The organism is Bradyrhizobium sp. UFLA05-109, assembly GCF_054185165.1.
In genome coordinates, this window is the sequence record NZ_JBBIAR010000022.1 from 64,125 (window position 1) to 84,937 (window position 20,813).

A 20,813-nucleotide genomic window follows, 5' to 3' on the forward strand; every position below is an offset into this window, starting at 1 on the left:
GCTTGGCCTTGGCGGCCTTGAGGGCAGCCTTGTTTCCATAGCTTTAAAAGTTAGGTGGCCGTCGGCTAACTAGCGAACCTTCCTCGCCGTCCAGAAAATAGCCGTGTTCACTCTCGGCTCGGCTGTGCGGATGCGGGCCGTTGGGTGCAACCAACATCACAGCGGTAACCAACTTCCGTTCGTGGTCGTCCTCGTCCACGATACCACCAAGCGTTCGGGCGTAGTTCAGGAACGCCGCCTCGTCGAACACGGCAAAGCGCTGGATGAACTCCAGATATTTGATCGTCATAATTGATCCCCACGCTTCCATTGATGCAAGACCGCTCACCGCCAACCCGTCGAAATCTTCTTGCTACGCACGGCCGGACCATACATTCGGGTCAATCGCAACTGTTTGACCGCGTCTCGATTAGGTCCTGTATACCCCTCACAGCCGACAAACAGGCAGTCAGCGGATTCTGGCGCGATGGGCCAAGCAAGATTCTTCTAGATGGCCGGAAATTGGTCTTCTAAATGCAGGCCTCGACAGATCAACGTCCGGCGGTCCCTTGGTTCGCCCATCCGCGCAACTGCGCGGCGATCGTCATGCAATGGCTTCCGAACGGAAAACGGTACGGCCGGGAATGGTGCGCCTTAAACCAACACTTGTTTTGACTTGGATGCGCCGCACACCGCTACGTTCACTTGAACGGGTCGGTTAGGCGCTGCTTGCTTTCGATATGCGCGATCCCCGCGCTGCTCAGGAGGAATGACCATGCGTCAAGATAAATCCAGGCAAACCGCCAACGCAGCCCGCCCGCCGTTCCTGAAGATGCGTTACGGCGGCTACTACCATCGCGGCGTTCCGCCCGAGAACGCCGAGCTCACGCATATAGGACCGAACACGCCCTGCGGCGAGTATTTTCGCCGTTTCTGGCATCCGGTCTGCTATTCAGACGAGCTCCGTGATCTGCCGGTTCGGGTGAAAATACTCGACGAAGAGCTGGTCGTGTTCCGCGACCAATCGGGCGCGGTCGGCCTTTTGGAGCTGCATTGCCCGCATCGGGGCACCTCGCTCGAATACGGGCTGATCGCCGAAAGGGGAATTCGCTGCTGCTATCACGCTTGGCTGTTCGATGTCGACGGAACCATTCTGGAGACACCGGGCGAGCCGGCCGACAGCCCGCTCAAGGACAAGCTCTGTCACGGCGCTTATCCCACGCATGAGGCGCACGGGCTGGTATTCGCCTACATGGGGCCGCCTGACAGGAAGCCGGCGTTTCCAACCTACGATAGTTTAGTGCGGCTCGGTTTTCGAGTAGTGCCGGGACAGAAATACTGTTACCCCTGCAACTGGCTGCAGGTCCTCGAAAATGCGATGGATCCGGCGCACACGGCGTACCTCCACACTATTGTCAGCGGCGCGGTGTTCACGCCGGAATTCGGCGTGCTGCCGGAGCTGGATTTCGTCGAAACGCCGATCGGCATGATCTATGTCGCGACGCGGCGGATCGGCGAGAATGTCTGGGCGCGGATGGTTGAGAACGTGATGCCGAACCTGCAGCAGGTCTCGCCAATCTGGGAGGATGGCAAGCGCGAGCACGGCTTTACCGGTCCGATGATGAGCCGCTGGATCGTGCCGTTCGATGACACCAACACCATGCTGATCGAGCTTCGGCATATCTCGGAAGCCGAGGGGGTGACGCCAGCGCGGTTCGCCGACCGCGAATTCACCTTGCCCCAGCAGACCGCAGCACCGACCTACGAAGAGGGCCAGCGCCGACCGGGCGATTACGAGGCGCAGGTCTCGCAGCGTCCAATTGCCATTCATGGGCTCGAGCATCTTGGCGTGACTGATCGCGGCGTCAGCATGTTCCGCAAACTGGTGCGACAAGGCATCCGGACGGTCCGCGACGGCGGCGAGCCGAAGGGCATTAATCAGGCTAATGACGGGCCGATCCCGACTTATTGCAATGATACCGTGATACGAACCCCAGCTGCCGAAAGCCCCGAAGCAGATACCCGGTTGATACGCGAGACCGGGCGGCGTTTGGCCGAATCGTATCTACGCGGAAGTCGGGAAGGAACTCTCACGGGGCACAGCAAAAGGGCAAAGGTTGAAGTGTAACCACGCTCAGCTTCGAGCCGCGACGCTAAAGTTGTGGTCAAGCTACCAACCGATCATGCAAAATTTGTTGCCCGACTTTCGCATCACACACGGCCGGGCCAATCCCCGTAGCTTACTGCACAGCCTCGTCGGTGGCTCAGAAGAGCCGGCTTAGGGTCACAGAACGACTCTGCAGTCCCCTGGGCGGATATCTCGAAATTGTCCGCGCATTGGGGTAGGACGGAGCGCGCTGCGCAGCCGTTGCAACGCGCGATCAGCACAACTTGATGGCGATCGCGAAGATGCCAAAGCCGCCTTCGGCGTCACTCTGTCTCGAGGGACCGACCCTGAATATTCCTGCTAGCGCAGCTTCGACCGCCGGCTCGTGAGCTGGGTCATCGATACGCCGTGCTCCCGTTTCACCCAGCGGGACAGATGGCTCTGGTCGGCGAAACCGGTAGCGAATGCGATCTGGGCCAGCGGCAGCCTTCCCTCGCGCACCAGCTCGACGGCGCGGCGAAGGCGCAGGTGAACGACGTAGCGATAGGGACTGACGCCGACCTCGCGGCGAAATATCCGCGAAAAATGGAACTGGCTGCGACTGCACATTCCCGCCAGCGTGGCGACATCGATCGGCTCATCCAGATGCGCCATCAAGTAATCCCGGATCTGCCGGAGTTTGGTGCTACCGAGGACGCCATTCGCCGGCTTGGGCCCCGTCGTGTAGCTGGCCGCAAGCCTTGCGATTAGCCGACCCGCGGTCTCGTTCCAGAACAGACGGCCGCGCGGATAGCCGTTCGCGCATTCATCGAGCAACGGTTGGCCGAGCTGCTTCAGGCTTTCGTCGCACCTGCTGAACCGTTCCATGAGTTGTGCCCCGGCCGCGCAGTCTTCCGCCGCCGCCAGGGCGAGACGTTCAGGGTCGATGGCTATCAACAGCGTTCGGACATCGGAGTCGGCTTCCACGGCCGTGTCGATTCCGGCCGGGAAGATGCTAAGGTCGCCTTCCACGTCGTGCCGCACTAGTCGGCCGGCCACGCGGCGCATGTGCGGTACGCCAGAGGCAAAGGTGACGACGTGCTGGCGTAATTTCGCCTGGAGACACAATCCACCCCGATACCGAAGGTCCGCCACCACGACGCCGCTTTCGCCCGGTGCACCGCCGGCCGTCACAACCGTCGGCGGGCTGCCATCGGGCTGCATGGAAGAGACATCGCCTAGATCTGGTAACTTCACGCACGCCTCCCCACCGCTCGTGGTGAATGAGAGAACGACGCCCGCGTCAACGGCTTGTCAAATGTTTCGGATGTCGATGCGCATAGCACGGGTTGGAGGTGCATTCGATTCAAATGACGTGCGGCGCGAGCGTATCGCCGAGGCCGATGCGACGCAGGACCGATAACGATCGGGCTGTGATCGCCGCCGTCGGCAAGGGACGTCAGCGGGTTCTCGGCCGCCCGCAAGGACCGGTACCCCATTCTGTCCAGTTCAACGATAACCTTGCTCGAATGCACGGCTCCGCGCCAGAAACCAAGCACAAGTACGATCACAGGTTTTCCGGTCATGTCGTCTTGCCTTTCGCGGTCGAGGGACTTTCGTCGTGTCCAGCTTGGCGTTTGGCGGCCCCGGTCACAAGGGATCGTGGGGGCATTGATCTGTCGAGGCCTGCATTTAGAAGACTAATTTCCGGCCATATAGAAGAATCTTGCTACTAATTGTCAATCGGCTTGCAAATTTGGCTCTGACTCACTTTTGATGCAGTTTGGGGGATGTCTGGCGTTTTTGATTGGGGAGAATCAGCGCCATGCAGCAAGCACTCCAGCGCTCCAATTTGGTGCCGAGTGGATTTGTTGTAGAGAGTGCGTACTTCGAAGGTGATAAGGCCCTTATTGCGGTCCGGGCGTCGGGAAGCGTTGGTCTGTGTCCATCGTGCGGAACGGTTTCCCGGCGTGTCCATAGCCGATATCGGCGACGTGTGACCGATCTGCCGCTCGCGGGGCGGATCGTCCAGCTCCTGGTAATCGCCCGCCGCTTCCGCTGCGACGCCGTCCTGTGCGGGCGCCAGATCTTCACGGAGCGCTTCGCCGAAGGGGTACTGGCTCCGTCGGCGCGGCGCACGGCGAGGATGGAGTCTATCGTTCATCACCTCGGCTTGGCGCTTGGTGGTCGACCGGCGGCAGGCTTCGCAAAAAGGCTGATGCTGCCGGTGAGCAAGGATACGTTGCTCCGCGTCGTCCGGCGCCGTAGCCGCCCGTCGGCTGATCCGCTTAGAGTTATCGGCATTGATGATTGGGCTTGGCGCCGCAATCACCGATACGCCAGCATCATCTGCAATCTGGAACGCCGCCGGGTCGTCACCCTGCTGCCGGATCGGGAGCCTGCGACCGCCCAAGCCTGGCTTGCTGCCCATCCTGCGATCTCGATCGTCGCCCGCGATCGTGGCGGTGGCTATGGCGAAGCGGCAGCAAAGGCCTTACCGCACGCGGTACAGGTCGCGGATCGTTGGCATCTGATGGAGAACGCCAGCCGAGCCTTCCTTGATGCCGTCCGCAAATCGATGCGCCAGATACGCACCGTCATCGGTGCGACCACGATTGATCCCAAACTGCTCACAGCCGCCGAGCGCCTCCAGTATGAGGGCTATCTTCGCCGCGAGGAGACCAATGCGGCCATCCTGTCTCTTTCGAAGAATGGCTTACCTATCAAGCAGATCGTGCGTCAAACTGGCCACAGCAGGAAGCTGGTTCGGCACGTGATCCGCGGCGAGCGCAACGATGTTTTCCGGACCCGACAAAGCTCATTGGACCTGCATTTGCCTTGGCTCGACGATCAGTGGGCGTCCGGCTGTCGCAACGGAGCTGAACTTTGGCGCCGCCTGAAGGCGCGAGGCTTCCGAGGCTCGCTTCGCGTCATCAGCGAGTGGGCGACCCGCAGACGACGAGCTGAAAAGGCCGACACGCAAAACCTTCAACGGATTCCGTCGGCCAGAACGATCGCTCGTCTCATGACAATCGGCCGGGACTTGCTGACGAAAGCGGAGACCGTCACGATCGCGGCGATCGAAGCTGGCGTACCAAGCTTGGTCGAGGCCCGCGACATCATCGCCGAATTCCACGTGATGATCCGGCGCAAGGTTGAGGAAGGGCTTACCTTATGGATCGAGCGCGCCCGCATCAGTCTCGTCGCCTCGTTCGCGAGCGGCGTCGTCAGGGATGAAGCGGCGGTTAGGGCGGCAATCACCTCGCCTTGGTCAAACGGACAGACTGAAGGTCAGATCACGCGCCTTGCTCGTCAGACGTCAGATGTATGGCCGCGGTAAAATCGATCTGCTTCAGGCCAGACTAATCGGCGCAGAATAATCGGAGCTGCACCAAAACTGCTACAGAGCCAAATTTGCAAGCCGATTGACAGAACGTGGTGCGGCGGGCATAGAGCACGTGAAGGAATTGACGGCCGGCGTCGGCGCGGATTCGGTGCTGGAATGCGTAGGTACGCAAGAGTCCATGACACAAGCCATCGATTCGGTGCGGCACGTGTATGGGGTATTTGCTTTTCGAAGAAGGTTGCGTCTTGGCGGGGCTGCAATCGGCGGCCTCCTCGTACAAGTCGGACAATCGGATTTTACAAGCCGGAAGAATAGCTGCTTCGGTCAGGTCGCCGTCTGCTCTCTCCCGTGAAGCCGCCATGCCAAAAACGACAATTCAACCCTAAGCGACGATGATCTTGATTCCCAATCGCTCGATCGCGGTTGCGTCAGCATCAGTCAGACCATCATCGGTAATAAATGCGTGGATCAAATCGAGCCCGCCGAGTCGTGTGAAAGAGTTTCTGTTCACCTTCGTGGAATCCGCGACGAGGTAGACCTCTTTCGAAGCCTTGATCATTGCCTGCTTGATGGCCAGGTCTGCAAAGCTTGGGTATGTCAAACCCGCTTCAACCGAAACCCCGGCTGTCGCCAGGAAAAGCTTCGACGCAAAAATGTTGTCGAAATATTGCGCGGACTGCTCGCCGCTCAACGATAGCGTGGGCGCTTTGAAATGGCCTCCAGGCATATGAACTTCAAACGATGGAATGGCACCAAGCGTCAGGGCAATGTTGAGCGCGTTGGTGATGACCGTAAGGCCATCTCGTGCAACCAGGTGATTGGCAACTTCGGTTGTCGTTGATCCAGCGTCCAGAATGATCGTTTCGTGGTCCTGGACAAGGCCAGCCGCGACTTTGCCGATTCTTCGCTTCCGATCCATGTTCGCCAAGTGCTGAAGAGATAGCGTCTGGACCTGCTGCCTTACGGAGTTCAGATATGCTCCGCCGTGATCACGCGTGATGAAGCCGTCGTGCTCCAGTCGCTCAAGGTCCTGACGCACCGTAACTTCTGAAACATCAAAGGCCGCGCTAAGGTCCCTGACACGGGCGCTTCCTTCCTCCTGAAGCCATTCGAGAATCTTCGCTCGGCGCGGTTCTGCAAGGAGAGCGCTGCGCGGCTCGGTCGGCGTACCCGCCGCAGCCTTGCGCGCCTGCTTCGGCGACGCTCTTCCTTTCGCAGACAACTTCGTCCTACCCGCCATCGTCTAATTTTCCCCGCAAAAGGAAGGGGTTAGCCATATTGCCGTCCATCAGATAGCGCGGTTCCATCTCGCGTAGAGGGCCTTCGCCTTTTGCGACGCAGCGATTCGTCGATCGTAATTCTCATTATGCATAGCCCGACTGGGATCGTCGGCCAAGCGTCGCGAGGGCCGATTTGAAGTAAAACGAAGAAAATCGAAAGTGTCTATTGACCAAACGTAAGCGATCGTGCTTTTTTTCGTCAAAATACGAAACACGTAAGGTCGCCTTAGGGTGATTGATCGCCGGGAGGAATCGAATGCGAGCCTTCAAGAAGCCCGTCACGCTTGGATTGATTGTGGGCAGCAGGCTCTTTTTCAACGGGGCTCCGGCCCTGGCGGCGCGCCAACAGGCGATGGCCCATCTTGAAAAGCTCGGGATAGCGGTGAAGACGCTTCCCGCGGATGCCACGGAGAATGGTGCAGTCCAGTCGCGTAAGGACGCGGCGCTTTATGGCGATTTTTTTCGCAAGCACCGGGATGACATCGATGGTCTCGTTATCCTCCTGCCAAATTTCGGTGACGAGGTGGCCATCGCCGAGTGCGTCTCCCGCGCGGCGCTCAACGTTCCGATCCTGCTGCAAGCCAGCAACGACGAGGTCGGCAAGGTCGACGTTCACCAACGTCGCGATGCCTTCTGCGGCAAGATCTCGGTCACCAACAATTTCTATCAGTATGGAATTCGCTTCACCGACACCTCGCTTCACACGCTCGATGTGGATGGCGAGACCTTCGGGAACGATCTAGACAGATTTGCAGCCGTCTGCCGTACAGTCCGCGGATTGAAGAACGCGCGGATTGGCGCGATCGGTGCGCGCACACCGCCGTTCCACACGATGCGCTACAGCGAAAAATTGCTGCAGGCCTCGGGCATCACCGTGGTTACCGTCGATCTGTCGGAGATCATTGCCTCCGCATCTGCGCTTTCAGAGGCGGATCGCGACGTCAAGGCGAAGCTCGACGAGATCTCCGCCTATGGCTCGATCCCCAAAACGATCAAGCGCGAGAATATCGTCAAGCAGGCGTGCTTCTCGATCGCCGTCGACCGCTGGATCGCCGAAAGCGATTGTGATGCGTCCTCCATCCAGTGCTGGCGCAGCATCCAGGATAATTTCGGCTGCGCATCGTGCCTCTCGATGAGCATGATGGGCGAGAAGTTGATGCCGAGCGCGTGCGAGGTGGACGTGATGGGCGCGATCTCGATGTACGCGCTCGCTCTCGCGTCCAAGGCGCCACCGGCCATTCTGGACTGGAACAACAACTACGGCAGCGAGCGCGACAAATGCGTTTGTACGCACTGCGGCAACTTTCCCAAGAGCTTCATCGGGGACACGCCGGAGATTTCCAATCTCGATGTGCTCGGTGAGGTCATCGGTCGCGAAAAATGCTTCGGCGCAGTGAAGGGTAAGGTCAAGTCAGGACCGATGACTTTCTTCCGCCTGTCAACGGATGACCGCCAGGGCACGATCAAGGCGTATGTGGGGGAGGGGGCATTCACCGATGATCCATTCCCGATGGACGGCGGCATTGCCGTCACGACCGTGCCCAATCTTCGCGGCCTGTTGAGCTTCATTTCCCGCAACGGATTTGAGCATCACGTCGCCATGGTGCGCGGCAAGCACGCCGCCATCGTCGAGGAGGCGATCGCCAATTATCTCGATTGGCCGCTCTACCGCCATGAGCGACCGGAGCCGGCGACGCCAGTTCTGGTTCGCTGAGCGTGTTGCAATTCTTCGGAGGCTTCACTTGTCTAGTTCTCATCCACTTGCCGAGTTGACGGTCGCAAAGGCGCGTCAGATTCGGCGGCTCGCGCTCGAAATGGTCTATCGAGCCAAGCAGGGACATCCCGGCGGCGACATGTCTGTGACCGACATCCTGGCCACACTGTATTTCGGTGCCCTGCGCGTAGATTCGGCCAATCCCAACGACCCCAAGCGTGACCGTTTCATCCTGAGCAAGGGGCATTGTACCGGCGCGCTCTACGCGACACTGGCCGAGAAGGGCTTCTTCCCGCTCGATCAGCTCGAAACCTATATGCAGCCGTTGTCGAATCTGAACGGCCACCCCAATCGCAACTACACGCCGGGCGTCGAGACCAACACCGGCCCCCTCGGTCACGGCGTGCCCGTGGCCGTCGGTGTGGCGATCGCTGGCCAGATCGACAAGGCAGACTATCGCGTTTTCGTCGTGGTCGGCGATGGAGAATTGCAGGAGGGAAGCAATTGGGAGGCAGCCCTGACGGCCGGCCATCGCAAGCTCTCGAACCTCACGCTCATCGTGGATCGCAACGGCCTGCAACAGGGCGCGCGCACAGAGGACACGGCTGCGCTTGAGCCGCTTGCCGACAAGTGGCGTGCTTTTGGTTGGGACGTCGTCGAAGTCGATGGCCACGACCACGATGCGCTGTTGTCGATCTTCACCGCGTCCACGGCGGGACGAACAAAGCCTCTGTGCGTGCTCGCTCGAACGCACAAGGGACAGGGAATTTCCTTCATGCGCGATCAGGTGTCCTGGCATCACGGCGTTCCCAATCAGGCTCAGTATGAGCTCGCTTTGCAGGAGATCGGCTGATGAGCGCAGAGAGTAACGTCGCCGGTCGCTACGATTGCCGGGAAGCCTTTGCGAAGACGATTGAGGCCCTCGCCGAGGGGGATGAACGGATCGTCGCCGTCGTCAACGATAGCGTCGGGTCCAGCAAGCTCGTCGGTTTCCAGAAGCGGTTTCCGAGCAGGCTGATCAACGTCGGCATCGCGGAGCAGGCCATGGTCGGCGTCGCCGCCGGTCTTGCCAATGGCGGTAAAGTGCCGTTTGTTTCGGGCGCATCGTGTTTCCTGACGGCGCGCGCACTCGAGCAGATCAAGGCTGACGTCGCCTATTCCAATACCAACGTCAAGCTTTGCGGCATGTCGAGTGGCGTTGCTTACGGCGAACTCGGTCCGACGCATCACTCGATCGAGGATTTTGCCTGGTTGAGGCTGCTTCCCAATCTGACGATCGTTGCGCCGTCCGATCGTTGGGAGACGGAGCAGGCGGTCAAGGCCGCCGCAGCGACTGAAGGTCCGTTCTTCCTGCGGATCAGTCGCATGGCCGTGCCCGATCTCGTGCGTTCTTCAGATGCGGTCTTCCGGATCGGCAAGGCGGAGATCCTGAGGCAAGGACATGACGCCGCGATCATCGCGAACGGCGTCATAGTCGCGCGAGCCGTCGAAGCGGCAGAACAGCTGGCCGTCTCCGGAGTCAACGTTCGCGTGGTCAATATGGCAACGGTCGCGCCGCTGGACGTTGACGCGATCCGGTCCGCTGCGGCGACCGGCGCGATCGTTACCGCGGAGGAGCATTCGGTCCGAGGTGGATTGGGTGGCGCGGTCGCCGAAGTGGTCGCCACCTCGTGCCCGTGCCGTCTGCGCATCCTGGGTTTCCCAGGTTTCCTGCCAACCGGCTCGCCTGAGTTTCTGCTCGAACGCTACGGCCTGACGGCGAGCGGTATTGCCGATGCTGTTCGCCAAACCATCGAAGCGAGAAAGGCGGCATGACCTCGGGCGTCCTCGCCATAGACCAGGGCACGACGAACACCAAGGCGATCTTGATCGACGCCGCGGGCAGTATCGTCGCGCGCGCGTCCGTTCCGATGGCGGTGACCCATCCCAAGCCCGGCTGGGCCGAACAATCGGGTGAAGCGATCTGGCAGTCGGTTCAGGCTGCGGTCGACGAGTGCCTGCGGGTCCGTCCCGACGTCAAGCTCGTCTCGATCGGCATCTCCAACCAGCGTGAATCCGTGCTGCTGTGGGATCGTGCGACCGGGGACGCGTTTGGCCCCTGCGTGACCTGGCAATGCCGACGCTCGACCGAACGGCTCGCGCCGTTGCACCGCCCCGAAGTCGAGACGCTTGTGGCCAGCAAGACGGGGCTTGGGTTGGATCCGCTTTTTCCCGCCGCGAAGATCGGCTGGCTGCTCGACAATATCCCCGGCGTACGCGCCGCAGCGAAGGTCGGAAACGTCTGCGCCGGAACCGTCGATTCCTGGCTGCTGTGGAAGCTGACAGGGGGCAAGGCGCACGCCACTGATTTCAGCAATGCGTCCCGTACGCAGTTGTTCGATATTCATCGTCTGTGTTGGGATGACGAGCTCGGCGGGTTGTTTGATGCACCGGTCGCGCTGTTGCCTCAGCCGCTACCCTCCGACACGTCGTTTGGCCTGACCATAGCGCAGGGCGCCATACCTCAGGGCGTCGCAATCGGCGCGATGATGGGCGACTCGCACGCTGCACTCTACGGCCACGGAATTCGTGCGCCAGGAGCCGTGAAGGCGACCTACGGCACCGGCTCCTCGCTCATGACGCTCACCGAGCGTCCTGTTCTGTCGCGCAACGGTCTTTCATCGACGATCGCCTGGGGCGCCAGCGGCAAGGTGGCCTATGCGCTCGAGGGCAATATTTCCGTGTCAGGCCAGGCCGCGGCCTTCGCGACCTCACTGCTTGGACTTTCCGACGAGGCCGCGCTTGCGCGGCTGGCGCAATCGGTGGAGTCCAGCGACGGCATGTTTTTCGTGCCGGCGCTGGCGGGCCTCGGTGCCCCCCATTGGCGAGCCGATGTTCGCGGCCTTTTCACCGGCATGTCGCTTTCGACGCGCCCTGCACATTTCGCGCGCGCAACGCTCGAAGCCATCGCCTTGCAGATTCACGATGTCTTCGTTGCGATGCAGGCCGATCGCGGCATGCAGCTCTCGGCCCTATCCGCGGACGGTGGTGCATCGCGCAACGACCTGCTGATGCAGATCCAGTCGGACATCCTTCAGAAGCCAGTGCGCCGGAGCCGTGTCGCCGAGCTCAGCGCAATCGGTGCAGGCATCATGGCCGGGATCGGCGCGGGTCTTTGGAGCGAAGATCATGCGCTCTCGCGCCTGATCACGGAAGCTGACGTTTTCGCACCGACATCGGACGAGAGCTCGCGCGACCAACTGATTGCGGGATGGCGGTCGGCTATCGACCAAGCCATCGCCGGTGCGAAGAAATGATGCGTAAAGAGCTTCCCCTCCACGGAGGGGTTGGGAAAGCGTCGCCACAGGCGCTCGAATAAGGGAAGAGGAGGAAACGAAATGAATTGGTTGAAGACCATCGGTTGCGCGACATTCGCGCTCGCAGCGCTGACCAGCGCGAACGCACTTGCCGCCGGCAACGGCAAGCTGATCGTAATCATCACGCCGCCTCACAACAATCCGTTCTTTGCGACTGAAGCCGATGGCGCCGAGGCCAAGGCGAAGGAGCTTGGTTACGACACGCTTGTGCTGTCCCATGACGACGACGCAAGCAAGCAGAACCAGCTGATCGACACGGCCATCGCCCGCAAGGCTGCGGCTATCATTCTCGACAATGCCGGCGCGGACGCGTCGATCGAAGCCGTGCAGAAAGCGAAGACCGCCGGCATCCCGAGCTTCCTGATCGACCGTGAGATCAACAAGACCGGAATTGCCGTCGCCCAGATCGTCTCGAACAACTACCAGGGCGCCACCCTCGGCGGCCAGGAGTTCGCCAAGAAGATGGGCGAGAAGGGACCGTACGCGGAACTCGTCGGTAAGGAGTCGGACACCAATGCCGGCATCCGTTCCAAGGGTTACCACGATGTGCTCGATCAGTTTTCCGACCTGAAGCTCGTGGCCAAGCAGAGTGCCAACTGGAGTCAGACCGAAGCCTATTCGAAGATGGAGTCGATGCTGCAAGCCCACCCCGAGATCAAGGGTGTGATTTCCGGCAACGACACAATGGCAATGGGCGCCGCCGCGGCGCTGCAGGCGGCACATCGCGACGACGTGATCGTGGTCGGCTTCGACGGATCGAACGACGTGCGCGATCAGGTCAAGGCCGGAAAAATCGCTGCGACCGTTTTGCAGCCCGCATTCCAGATCGCTCAGCTCGCCGTCGAGCAGGCCGATGCCTATCTCGCCAAGGGTTCGACCGGAAAGCCTGAGAAGCAGTCGATCGATTGCGTCCTGATCACCAAAGACAACGCAGGTAAGTTGAACAACTTTACCTTGGCTAAGTAGTCGCAAGGTGCGGGCGGCTTGTCGCCCGCCGCCCAAAAGCGGCGCCGCACGCGACGCCGCTGCAGTCCTGACCAACACTTCGCGCCGAATTGGATCGATGACCCTCACGCGACGACACACACTGGTTCTCATGATCGCCGCTGCCCTTGGGGGCTGCAAGGTCGTGGCCAATGGAGACCTCAAGGCCGCAAAGGCGAAGTCGGCCGATGAGTTCGACGCTAATGGGTACGTCGACAAGATCTGGACATCGAAGGTTCTGCCGGATTTCAAAAGCCGGGCCATCGAACTCGGGGCGCTCCTGGCCGATATCGCGAAGGATCCTGACAAGGCCGGTCAGGCCCATGGCCATCGCGAAGGTGACGGCAATCCCTGGACCTACGAGGTCAAGGGTGAGGGCAAGATCTTGGCTGTGGATACAGCGTCGCGCCACGCTATCGTTTCGCTCGAACTGCAGGCGGCATCTGGACCGCGAAAGGTCGATCTGCAGATCGGCCCCGTCGTGTTCGGCACCGCGCTGCGGGACGCGTTGCCGTTCATCAAGTTCGGCGACTTCGTCAACCAGATCCAGTACGCGCAGGTGTCGCGCGCGCTGAACGATCGAGCCAGCAAGGCCGCCCGCGAATCATTCGATCCGACCGAAGCGACAGGCAAGACGATTGCCTTCTATGCTGCGGCGGTCATCGGCAGCGACACCATCACCGCGACGGCGGTCATCATCGAACCGGGCAAGGGAGGCAAGACATGAACGCCTCTGTCGCCCCCGATAACGACATCATTCTAAAGGCCGAAGGCGTCGGAAAGGTGTTTCCTGGCACCATCGCGCTGCAGGACGTGGACTTCGAAGTCCGCCGTGGCGCGGTCAATGTGCTCGTCGGCGAAAATGGCGCCGGCAAGTCCACCCTGATGAAGATCCTGGCCGGGGCAACGGAGCCCAGCACGGGCAGGCTCGTCTTGCACGGGCAACAGGTCAGCTTTCAATCCGTCCGCGATGCAGCGCGCCAAGGTATCGGCATCATCTATCAGGAGCTCAATCTCTGCCCCAATTTGAGTGTGGCAGAAAATCTCAGCTTGATCGATCCGCCGACGCGCTTTGGGTTCGACATCGACCGGACGCGACAGGCGGAGAAGGCGAAGAGACTGCTCGCCAGGCTGGAGCACCCGATCGACCCGAACCGACTGGTTGACGACCTCAGGATCGGCCAGCAGCAGATCGTCGAGATCGCCAAGGCGCTCGCGGCTGATGTCGACGTGCTGATCATGGACGAACCAACGTCCGCGCTGAGTGCTGCCGAGGTCGAGATTCTCTTCAGAGTCATTGGCGACCTCAAGGCACATGGCGTTGCCATTATCTACATCTCGCACCGGCTCGAAGAGATCATGCGCATCGGCGACTACATCACCGTCCTGCGGGATGGTCGCCGTCAAGCCGACGCGCTGGTCAAGGATATCTCGGTCGACTGGATCATCGAGCGGATGGTGGGGTCGACCAAACTGGCTCCGCAGGAGAAGGCCGGGCAACTTGGCGGCAATGCGCTGACGGTGCGAGGCCTCTCGCTGCCGCGTGCGGCCGGCGGCTTCCTGGTCGATCACGTGGATTTGTCCGTCCGGGCTGGCGAAATCGTCTGCCTTTACGGCTTGCTCGGCGCTGGCCGGTCCGAGTTGTTCGAATGCCTGATGGGCCAGCAGCCGCAAGCTGTAGGCCATATCGAAATCAATGGCAGGAATCTTTCAGGCCTCTCCATCGCGGACCGTATCAAGCGAGGTTTGGTGCTAGTGCCTGAGGACCGGCAGCGCGACGGCCTCGTCCAGACACTGTCAGTCCGTGCCAATCTCTCGCTCGCAAGTCTTCAACGTTTCACACGATTATTCTCGCTCAACGCGTCGGGTGAGGAGTCGGAAGCGCGCGACATGATCAAGCGCATGACGATCAAGGTTTCCTCGCCCGAGGTCGAAGTTACGGCGTTGAGTGGTGGCAACCAGCAGAAGGTGGTCATCGGCAAGAGCCTGATGACGGGGCCCTCTGTCATTCTACTCGACGAACCCTCCCGCGGCGTCGACGTCGGCGCAAAGGCCGAGATCTTCAGGGTGATGCGTCAGCTCTCCGATGCGGGACTGGCTGTGATCTTCTCGACCTCGGACCTCAAGGAAGCGCTCGGCTATGCCGACCGGATCGTCGTGATGTCGCGCGGACAGATCGCGGCGGAATACGCCCGCGACGACGCGACCGAAGCAGCCCTTGTCGAAGCCTCGACGGCGGCGTTCCCGGCACAGGAAAGGCTGGTGTCATGAGCAGCGAAGCCCTCCCGACGGTCAAGTCGGATCCGTCGCAGCGCAGGCGTCCACTTGCCTTGCTGCTGATGAGCTTCCGGACCTTCATCGCACTCATCGTGGTGTTCGTGTTCTTCGGTGTCACGACCCCGAACTTCCTCGATATTCCGACGCTCATCATCGTTGCAAAGCATGTGGCGGTGAACGCAATCCTCGCGATCGGCATGACGTTTGTGATCCTGACGGCCGGCATTGATCTGTCGGTGGGTTCCATCGTCGGCATCTGCGGAATGATCGCCGGCTCGCTCCTGACGCGCGGAATCCCGCTCGATGTGTTCGGCGTTACGATCTTCCCGAACGTCTTCGAAACCATTGCGATCTCGCTCGCAGTCGGCGCCGGCGTCGGCCTGATCAACGGATTGCTGATCACGCGCCTCAACGTCGCCCCGTTCATCGCGACCCTCGGCACGCTGTATGTCGCTCGCGGCGCGGCACTGCTGATTTCAGACGGTGCGACGTTCTCGAACCTGGTCGGCGACGCGAATCTCGGCAATACCGGCTTTCCATTCCTCGGCTCCGGCACGCTCCTGGGAGTCCCGGTCTCGATCGTCGCGCTCGTAATTTTTGCTGCGGTCGCGGCCTATGTCGCCGGCCGGACGCCATTCGGGCGCCAAGTCTATGCTGTCGGAGGAAATGAGCGGGCGGCGGCGCTTTCGGGCGTGCGCGTCAACAGGATCAAGGTGTCTGCGTACATGATTTCGGGGTTCTGCGCGGCCTTCGCCGGACTGGTCATCGCCTCCGAGCTGGTGGCCGCCCATCCAGCGTCGGGCGAGACGTTCGAGCTCAACGCCATTGCCGCAGCCGTGCTCGGGGGAACGTCGCTGTCCGGAGGACGCGGTACGATCGCCGGCACCCTGATCGGTGCATTCGTGATCGGCGTGTTGTCGGACGGCTTGGTGATGCTCGGTGTCAGCTCGTTCTGGCAGATGGTCATCAAGGGCATGGTCATCATCGCGGCAGTCGTCCTCGATCAGATGCAGCGCCGGATGTATCGGCGGTTCGCGCTCGAGTCTCAATTGAGTTGATCGCGCTCAAGTCACTCGCAGCGAAGACAAATTCTTTGAGTGAGTTAACAGGAGGAGAGCATGAAAGCTGTACTAAGTGCATTGGCGGCGATTGGCGTTCTGACATCGTTGGCGCCGTCCAACGCCAGAGCCGAAGAACTGGTTATCTGGAACCGAACAGTGGGTCCCGCAGAAGACAAGGCGCTGAAGCAGATCTTCTCTCAGTTCGAAGCGGCTAACCCTGGTGTTACCATCAAGATGGAGACGCGGTCGGTCGACGAGCACAAGTCTGCGCTTCGCATCGCTGCGGCGTCTAAGGCGGGGCCAGATCTCTACTACATGTGGACCGGCCTCGGATTGGGAGGCGAGTTTGTGAAAGCCGGAATGAGTGCTCCGGTCGAGGAGTACTTTACAAAGTATAAGTGGGAAAACGTCCTTCGACCGCTTGCTGACGCAAACTCATCGCTCTATCCGCCGCACAAGCATGGTGTGCCATATCAGCTGAATGGCGAGGCCTTGTACTACAACAAGGAGCTGTTCAAGAAGGCAGGGATCACCGAGCTACCGAAGACGTATGACGAATTGATCGCCGCCGCCGGCAAGCTCAAGCAGTCAGGTATTCCTGCAATCGCATTCGGCGGTAGCGTGAACTGGCACGTTATGCGCCTGATGGATGTTCTCCTTGAGACGAAGTGCGGCGTCAAGACGCACGATGCGCTGATGGCGATGACGGTCAAATGGAGCGAGACCGCTTGCGCGACTGACGCTTTCAACGAGCTTCACAAGTGGACCAGCGAATACGCTCTCAAGCCGTTCATGAGCTATGACCAAACCCAGGCAAGAAAGTTATTTGAAGTGAACCGTGCAGCGATGATGTTGGAGGGCGACTGGATGCCGAACCAATTGCGCTCGGAGATCAAGAACGTGCAGGATTTCGGTGTGTTCCCATTCCCCACGGGCACCGACCGGATCTACGGTTTCGGTGTCAATATGTACGTCAACCCGAAAGGCAAGGTCGAGCTTGCCGCAAAGTTCATGGACTTCGTCATTTCCGACAAAGTTCAGCAGGAGAACGTTGGTGCGTTCGGCGTCCTGGGCATAAACAAGAACGTCGTTCCCAAGAACCCCGACGATCTGGACAGGGCATGGTTCGACATGTTCGCAAAGTACAAGACGAGCTTTGTGAACGGAGATCAGGCCTTCCCGCTCGATGTCACCACAGAATACTGGCGCATCATCAATGCTGTTGCCAGCGACACGATGGAGCCAGGCAAGGCGGCTGCAACACTGCAGACGTTCATCGACAAGAGAGGCTAACCATGGAGGTCGTCTCGTCGGATACGATGGTTCTCTCCCGACGCAGCTGGCGTGACGGCCTCACGTCCGCGCAGGTGCAGGGCTGGATTTTGCTCGCTCCTGCGCTGATCATCTATGCGGGCTTTGCCCTGTATCCGATGATCGAAGTCTTCGTGCTAAGTTTCCAGAAGTGGAATGGGCTGTCGCCGGCGCGCGAATTCGTCGGCTTCGCCAACTACATCTTCATATTCAGGAACGATCCGGTCTTCTGGATGGCGTTTGGCAACACCGTGATCTGGACCGCGCTTGCCATCGTTATTCCTCCGGTCGCCGGCTTCTTTCTGGCGCTGGCCTTGAACCAGGCGTTGCCCGGACGCAATGCCTTACGCGCGGTGTTCTACCTGCCGGTGGTCATTGCTCCGATCGCGGTCGCGACTATGTGGAAGTGGATGTACGATCCATTCTTCGGATTGTTCAGCACGTTTCTGACCGATCTCGGATTGCAGGCTCTGATCCCCGACTGGCTGGGCGACAGGAAGATCGCGCTCTATTCGATTTTTGCGGGCTACGTCTGGCAACACGCTGGTTTCTCCATGGTGCTGTTCCTGGCCGGGCTGCAGGGTGTCTCGGATTCCCTGATCGAGGCGGCGCGCATGGATGGCGCGAGTCGATCTCAAGTCCTGAGATATGTGATCCTTCCGGCGCTGCGTACGACGACGACAGTGGTGATCGTCCTGTCGCTCATCCAGTCCTTGAGGGCGTTCGACATCGTTTACGGCATGACGGGCGGCGGCCCCGCGCAATCGACCCAGATGTTGGCCTTGTGGGCGTTCACGCAATCCATGCAGATCCATGATTTCGGCAGAGGCGCGGCGGTCGCGGTCGTGCTGCTTCTGATGACGATCGCTGTCATCGTTCCCTACCTCTTGTGGCGGGCGAGGATAGAAAAGGCGCAGGGACGGACCGCATGAGCGCAGCGACTGCTCCATTCCGGCAGATGGGCTCGGATCGTGTCGACCCTCTTCTGGTCACCCTCTGGATCGTGTTGATCATTCTGGCGCTGATCTGGATCGCGCCGGCGGTGTTCATCGTATCGACGTCGCTGAAATCGACGCAAGAAGTGATGGGTGGAAGTGCATTCGCTCCACCCACGGAGTTCTATTGGCAGAATTATGCGTCGGCGTGGGAGCGCGGCCGGTTCAGCACGACCTTCGTGAACAGCGTCATCGTCACCTTCGTGAAGGTGCCGATCGGTCTCGCGTTCTCGGCGATGGCTGCCTACACGCTGTCGCGGATCAAGCTGCCTTACAGGAAGGTTCTCCTCGCGCTGTTCGTATTCGGCACCATGTTGCCGTTCCAGGTCATGCTCGCGCCACTGTTCTCCGTCGTGAACGGCATCGGCGCGATCAACACCTTCATCGGTCTCTGGTTGCCCTATATCGCCTTCGGCGTCCCGTATCAGGTCTTCATCCTTCACGGTTTCTTCAAGGAAGTGCCGGAGGAGTTGAGCGAGGCGGCGATCGTCGACGGCGCCTCGCATTTCACCATCTTCCGGCAGGTGTTTCTGCCGATTTCGCTGCCGGTTCTTGCGGCGCTGTTCATCCTCGATTTCGTTGCGACCTGGAACGAGTTCGCCATGGCGCTCGTGATCCTGCTCAACAACAAGAATTGGACGCTGCCGCTCGCGCTCATGGGATTTCAGGGCGAGTTCGGCAGCGACTATGGGCCGCTCAATGCGGCCATCGTGACGACCGTCGTCCCGGCCGTCGTCGTTTATCTTATCTTCCAACGCTATTTCGTCGGTGGTTTGACCGCCGGCGCAGTCAAGGGGTGAATCGTGAAGCAGCAAGTCGCATTGTGGGATGTTTTCGAGGTCGAGCTGAAAGGTGCGGATCTCGCTAATCCGTTCACCGACGCGTCGCTGAGCGCCGTGTTCTCGTTCGGAAACAGACGGGTCGTTGCAAAGGGCTTCTACGACGGCGACCAGACATGGCGTATCCGCTTCATGCCGGATACCGAAGGTGAGTGGCGGTTTACGACAGAGTCGAACCGGCCGGAGCTGAATGGCCGTGAAGGGTCCTTCGTCTGCGGTCCCGCTCGGCCCGGCTTCCACGGGCCGGTACGGGTCAGAAACCAGTTTCACTTCGCCCATGCCGACGGTACGCCGTATTTTCCCTTCGGGACGACCTGCTATGCGTGGACGCATCAGCCGCTGGCGATGCAGGAACAAACCTTCGAGACCCTTCGCGTCGCGCGGTTCAACAAGATCCGCATGTGCGTATTCCCGAAGCACTACATCTACAACAACAACGAACCGCTGATGCCGATGTTCGAGGTCGGCGCCGACGGAAAGGAGCATTTCGACCGTCCGAATATCGGAGCCTTTCGTCATCTCGATGCGCAAGTCCTGCGGCTGCGCGAGATGGGCGTGGAGGCCGACATCATTCTGTTTCACCCCTACGATCGCTGGGGCTATTGCCTGATGGGCGAAGAGCGTGACACGCGCTACCTCCGTTACGTCGTCTCGCGTTTATCGGCCTATGCCAACGTCTGGTGGTCGCTCGCGAACGAGTACGACTTTCTCCTCGACGTGAAGCCCGTCGAGTACTGGGATCGCCTTTTCCATGTTGTGGAAGAGTGCGACCCTAACAGGCATGTGAAGTCGATCCACAACGGTAATCCCAGAATGAACTTCGATCATCGGAAGCCATGGGTCGATCACGTGTGCATCCAGAATTGGGACGTCAAGCTCACGGCGACCTGGCGCGACACCTGGGGTAAGCCCGTCATCAACGACGAGCCCGAATACGAAGGCAACATTCCGCGTCCCTGGGGCAACATATCCGCGCAGGAGCTCGTCCATCGCTTCTGGATCACGGTGATGCGCGGTGGTTATGCCGGTCATGGTGAGACCTTCATGCATCCCGAGGATCTGTTGTGGTGGGCGAAGGGCGGCGCGCTCCGCGGCGAAAGCTGGAAGCGGATCTCCTTCCTGCGGGATCTGCTCGAACAGGACGTCAAGCGAGGTCTCACACCCTATACGCCGGCAAATTCCCGCGGCGAGTTCAGTCGCATTTCCGGTGCTCACGACGGCGACGTACGCTATCTCTATTTTGGTGAGCACCAGCCGCGCGAATGGGCGGTCGGACTGCCGATGGAAGATGGCGATTATGACATTGACCTGATCGACACCTGGGAGATGACGATCACTCCACTGGAGAAGGCACCGCTTCCGGTTTCGCCGGCGCTGCGTGGACATCTTGGCGTCGTGCACAATGCCGGGCCGGAGGCGGCATTCGGCGTCCGTCTCCCCGGAAAGCCTTGGCAGGCCGTTCGCGTCAGAATCCGTAAGTAGAGGAAAAACCTGGGGTTTCGGGCGCGATGGTCGACCATTGCGCCCTGAAGCGATCTAGTCCATACCGCTTCATCCAAGATGGTGGTCTGAGGTAGTACGGAAG

At 60.2% G+C, this 20,813-nt stretch carries 16 protein-coding genes and 2 pseudogenes; 15 read left to right on the plus strand and 3 right to left on the minus strand.

The genetic code is table 11. The features are described 5' to 3' along the window. Nucleotides 1–43: 43 nt before the first annotated feature. Nucleotides 44–289 carry a hypothetical protein gene (locus tag Q3C01_RS17965; protein WP_458146642.1) on the minus strand — a complete coding sequence of 82 codons (246 nt, stop codon included), beginning with the start codon at nucleotides 287–289 and terminating at the stop codon, nucleotides 44–46. A gap of 522 nt (nucleotides 290–811) precedes the next feature. On the opposite strand from Q3C01_RS17965, the gene Q3C01_RS17970 reads away from it, so the two are divergent. After that, nucleotides 812–2,107, plus strand: a complete 1,296-nt coding sequence (locus Q3C01_RS17970) for a Rieske 2Fe-2S domain-containing protein (RefSeq protein WP_458146643.1) — start codon at nucleotides 812–814, stop codon at nucleotides 2,105–2,107. 339 nt (nucleotides 2,108–2,446) lie between these two features. Here the strand turns inward: Q3C01_RS17970 and Q3C01_RS17975 are convergent, their stop codons facing one another. Then, nucleotides 2,447–3,322 carry a helix-turn-helix domain-containing protein gene (locus tag Q3C01_RS17975; RefSeq protein ID WP_458146644.1) on the minus strand — a complete coding sequence of 292 codons (876 nt, stop codon included), beginning with the start codon at nucleotides 3,320–3,322 and terminating at the stop codon, nucleotides 2,447–2,449. A 568-nt stretch (nucleotides 3,323–3,890) separates the two neighbouring features. Here Q3C01_RS17975 and Q3C01_RS17980 point away from each other — a divergent pair. Both Q3C01_RS17980 and Q3C01_RS17985 read left to right on the plus strand, forming a co-directional pair. Continuing rightward, a pseudogene (locus Q3C01_RS17980) lies at nucleotides 3,891–5,445 on the plus strand (ISL3 family transposase). 45 nt (nucleotides 5,446–5,490) lie between these two features. Further along, nucleotides 5,491–5,616, plus strand: a pseudogene (locus Q3C01_RS17985) (IMP dehydrogenase); the annotation flags it as partial. Nucleotides 5,617–5,793: 177 nt separating this feature from the next. On the opposite strand, the gene Q3C01_RS17990 reads toward Q3C01_RS17985, so the two are convergent. Beyond that, nucleotides 5,794–6,651, minus strand: a complete 858-nt coding sequence (locus tag Q3C01_RS17990; RefSeq protein WP_458146645.1) for a DeoR/GlpR family DNA-binding transcription regulator — start codon at nucleotides 6,649–6,651, stop codon at nucleotides 5,794–5,796. 296 nt (nucleotides 6,652–6,947) lie between these two features. On the opposite strand from Q3C01_RS17990, the gene Q3C01_RS17995 reads away from it, so the two are divergent. The 12 genes from Q3C01_RS17995 (at nucleotide 6,948) to Q3C01_RS18050 (ending at nucleotide 20,710) form a co-directional block, all read left to right on the plus strand. Next, complete coding sequence (locus Q3C01_RS17995) at nucleotides 6,948–8,405, plus strand: L-fucose/L-arabinose isomerase family protein (RefSeq protein ID WP_458146646.1); 1,458 nt, start codon at nucleotides 6,948–6,950, stop codon at nucleotides 8,403–8,405. A gap of 100 nt (nucleotides 8,406–8,505) precedes the next feature. Beyond that, nucleotides 8,506–9,258 (plus strand): transketolase, encoded by a 753-nt coding sequence (locus tag Q3C01_RS18000; protein WP_458146694.1) that lies wholly within the window; start codon nucleotides 8,506–8,508, stop codon nucleotides 9,256–9,258. Beyond that, the gene (locus Q3C01_RS18005) at nucleotides 9,258–10,220 is read left to right on the plus strand and encodes a transketolase family protein (RefSeq protein ID WP_458146647.1); all 963 of its coding nucleotides are present in this window, start codon (nucleotides 9,258–9,260) and stop codon (nucleotides 10,218–10,220) included. Before Q3C01_RS18000 ends, Q3C01_RS18005 begins: the two co-directional genes overlap by 1 nt. Next, nucleotides 10,217–11,701: an FGGY family carbohydrate kinase gene (locus Q3C01_RS18010; RefSeq protein ID WP_458146648.1), complete on the plus strand. Its 1,485-nt coding sequence runs from the start codon at nucleotides 10,217–10,219 to the stop codon at nucleotides 11,699–11,701. The genes Q3C01_RS18005 and Q3C01_RS18010 overlap by 4 nt, the downstream gene beginning before the upstream one ends. Before the next feature lie 81 nt (nucleotides 11,702–11,782). Beyond that, a complete protein-coding gene (locus Q3C01_RS18015) occupies nucleotides 11,783–12,727 on the plus strand; it encodes a D-ribose ABC transporter substrate-binding protein (RefSeq protein WP_458146649.1) in 945 nt (314 codons plus the stop codon). A 97-nt stretch (nucleotides 12,728–12,824) separates the two neighbouring features. After that, nucleotides 12,825–13,472: a DUF2291 family protein gene (locus Q3C01_RS18020; RefSeq protein WP_458146650.1), complete on the plus strand. Its 648-nt coding sequence runs from the start codon at nucleotides 12,825–12,827 to the stop codon at nucleotides 13,470–13,472. After that, nucleotides 13,469–15,016, plus strand: coding sequence for a sugar ABC transporter ATP-binding protein (locus tag Q3C01_RS18025; protein ID WP_458146651.1), 1,548 nt, complete (start codon nucleotides 13,469–13,471; stop codon nucleotides 15,014–15,016). Before Q3C01_RS18020 ends, Q3C01_RS18025 begins: the two co-directional genes overlap by 4 nt. Nucleotides 15,017–15,084: 68 nt before the next feature. Continuing rightward, nucleotides 15,085–16,080 (plus strand): ABC transporter permease, encoded by a 996-nt coding sequence (locus Q3C01_RS18030; RefSeq protein WP_458146695.1) that lies wholly within the window; start codon nucleotides 15,085–15,087, stop codon nucleotides 16,078–16,080. A gap of 60 nt (nucleotides 16,081–16,140) precedes the next feature. Further along, nucleotides 16,141–17,376 carry an ABC transporter substrate-binding protein gene (locus Q3C01_RS18035; protein WP_458146652.1) on the plus strand — a complete coding sequence of 412 codons (1,236 nt, stop codon included), beginning with the start codon at nucleotides 16,141–16,143 and terminating at the stop codon, nucleotides 17,374–17,376. A gap of 26 nt (nucleotides 17,377–17,402) precedes the next feature. Then, nucleotides 17,403–18,326: a carbohydrate ABC transporter permease gene (locus Q3C01_RS18040; protein WP_458146696.1), complete on the plus strand. Its 924-nt coding sequence runs from the start codon at nucleotides 17,403–17,405 to the stop codon at nucleotides 18,324–18,326. Next, on the plus strand, nucleotides 18,323–19,189 hold the full coding sequence (locus tag Q3C01_RS18045) for a carbohydrate ABC transporter permease (protein ID WP_458146653.1): 867 nt from the start codon (nucleotides 18,323–18,325) through the stop codon (nucleotides 19,187–19,189). Before Q3C01_RS18040 ends, Q3C01_RS18045 begins: the two co-directional genes overlap by 4 nt. Continuing rightward, nucleotides 19,190–20,710, plus strand: coding sequence for a DUF5060 domain-containing protein (locus Q3C01_RS18050; RefSeq protein ID WP_458146697.1), 1,521 nt, complete (start codon nucleotides 19,190–19,192; stop codon nucleotides 20,708–20,710). Nucleotides 20,711–20,813: the final 103 nt, after the last annotated feature.

What these genes read in the sequence shown, in the direction of transcription:
- Q3C01_RS18030 (WP_458146695.1), top strand. Translation starts at nt 15,085, where the DNA reads ATGAGCTTCCGGACCTTCATCGCACTCATCGTGGTGTTCGTGTTCTTC.
- Q3C01_RS17990 (WP_458146645.1), bottom strand. Translation starts at nt 6,651, where the DNA reads ATGGCGGGTAGGACGAAGTTGTCTGCGAAAGGAAGAGCGTCGCCGAAG.
- Q3C01_RS18015 (WP_458146649.1), top strand. Translation starts at nt 11,783, where the DNA reads ATGAATTGGTTGAAGACCATCGGTTGCGCGACATTCGCGCTCGCAGCG.
- Q3C01_RS18020 (WP_458146650.1), top strand. Translation starts at nt 12,825, where the DNA reads ATGACCCTCACGCGACGACACACACTGGTTCTCATGATCGCCGCTGCC.
- Q3C01_RS17965 (WP_458146642.1), bottom strand. Translation starts at nt 289, where the DNA reads ATGACGATCAAATATCTGGAGTTCATCCAGCGCTTTGCCGTGTTCGAC.
- Q3C01_RS17970 (WP_458146643.1), top strand. Translation starts at nt 812, where the DNA reads ATGCGTTACGGCGGCTACTACCATCGCGGCGTTCCGCCCGAGAACGCC.
- Q3C01_RS18010 (WP_458146648.1), top strand. Translation starts at nt 10,217, where the DNA reads ATGACCTCGGGCGTCCTCGCCATAGACCAGGGCACGACGAACACCAAG.
- Q3C01_RS18005 (WP_458146647.1), top strand. Translation starts at nt 9,258, where the DNA reads ATGAGCGCAGAGAGTAACGTCGCCGGTCGCTACGATTGCCGGGAAGCC.
- Q3C01_RS18040 (WP_458146696.1), top strand. Translation starts at nt 17,403, where the DNA reads ATGGTTCTCTCCCGACGCAGCTGGCGTGACGGCCTCACGTCCGCGCAG.
- Q3C01_RS17995 (WP_458146646.1), top strand. Translation starts at nt 6,948, where the DNA reads ATGCGAGCCTTCAAGAAGCCCGTCACGCTTGGATTGATTGTGGGCAGC.
- Q3C01_RS18035 (WP_458146652.1), top strand. Translation starts at nt 16,141, where the DNA reads ATGAAAGCTGTACTAAGTGCATTGGCGGCGATTGGCGTTCTGACATCG.
- Q3C01_RS18025 (WP_458146651.1), top strand. Translation starts at nt 13,469, where the DNA reads ATGAACGCCTCTGTCGCCCCCGATAACGACATCATTCTAAAGGCCGAA.
- Q3C01_RS18045 (WP_458146653.1), top strand. Translation starts at nt 18,323, where the DNA reads ATGAGCGCAGCGACTGCTCCATTCCGGCAGATGGGCTCGGATCGTGTC.
- Q3C01_RS18000 (WP_458146694.1), top strand. Translation starts at nt 8,506, where the DNA reads ATGGTCTATCGAGCCAAGCAGGGACATCCCGGCGGCGACATGTCTGTG.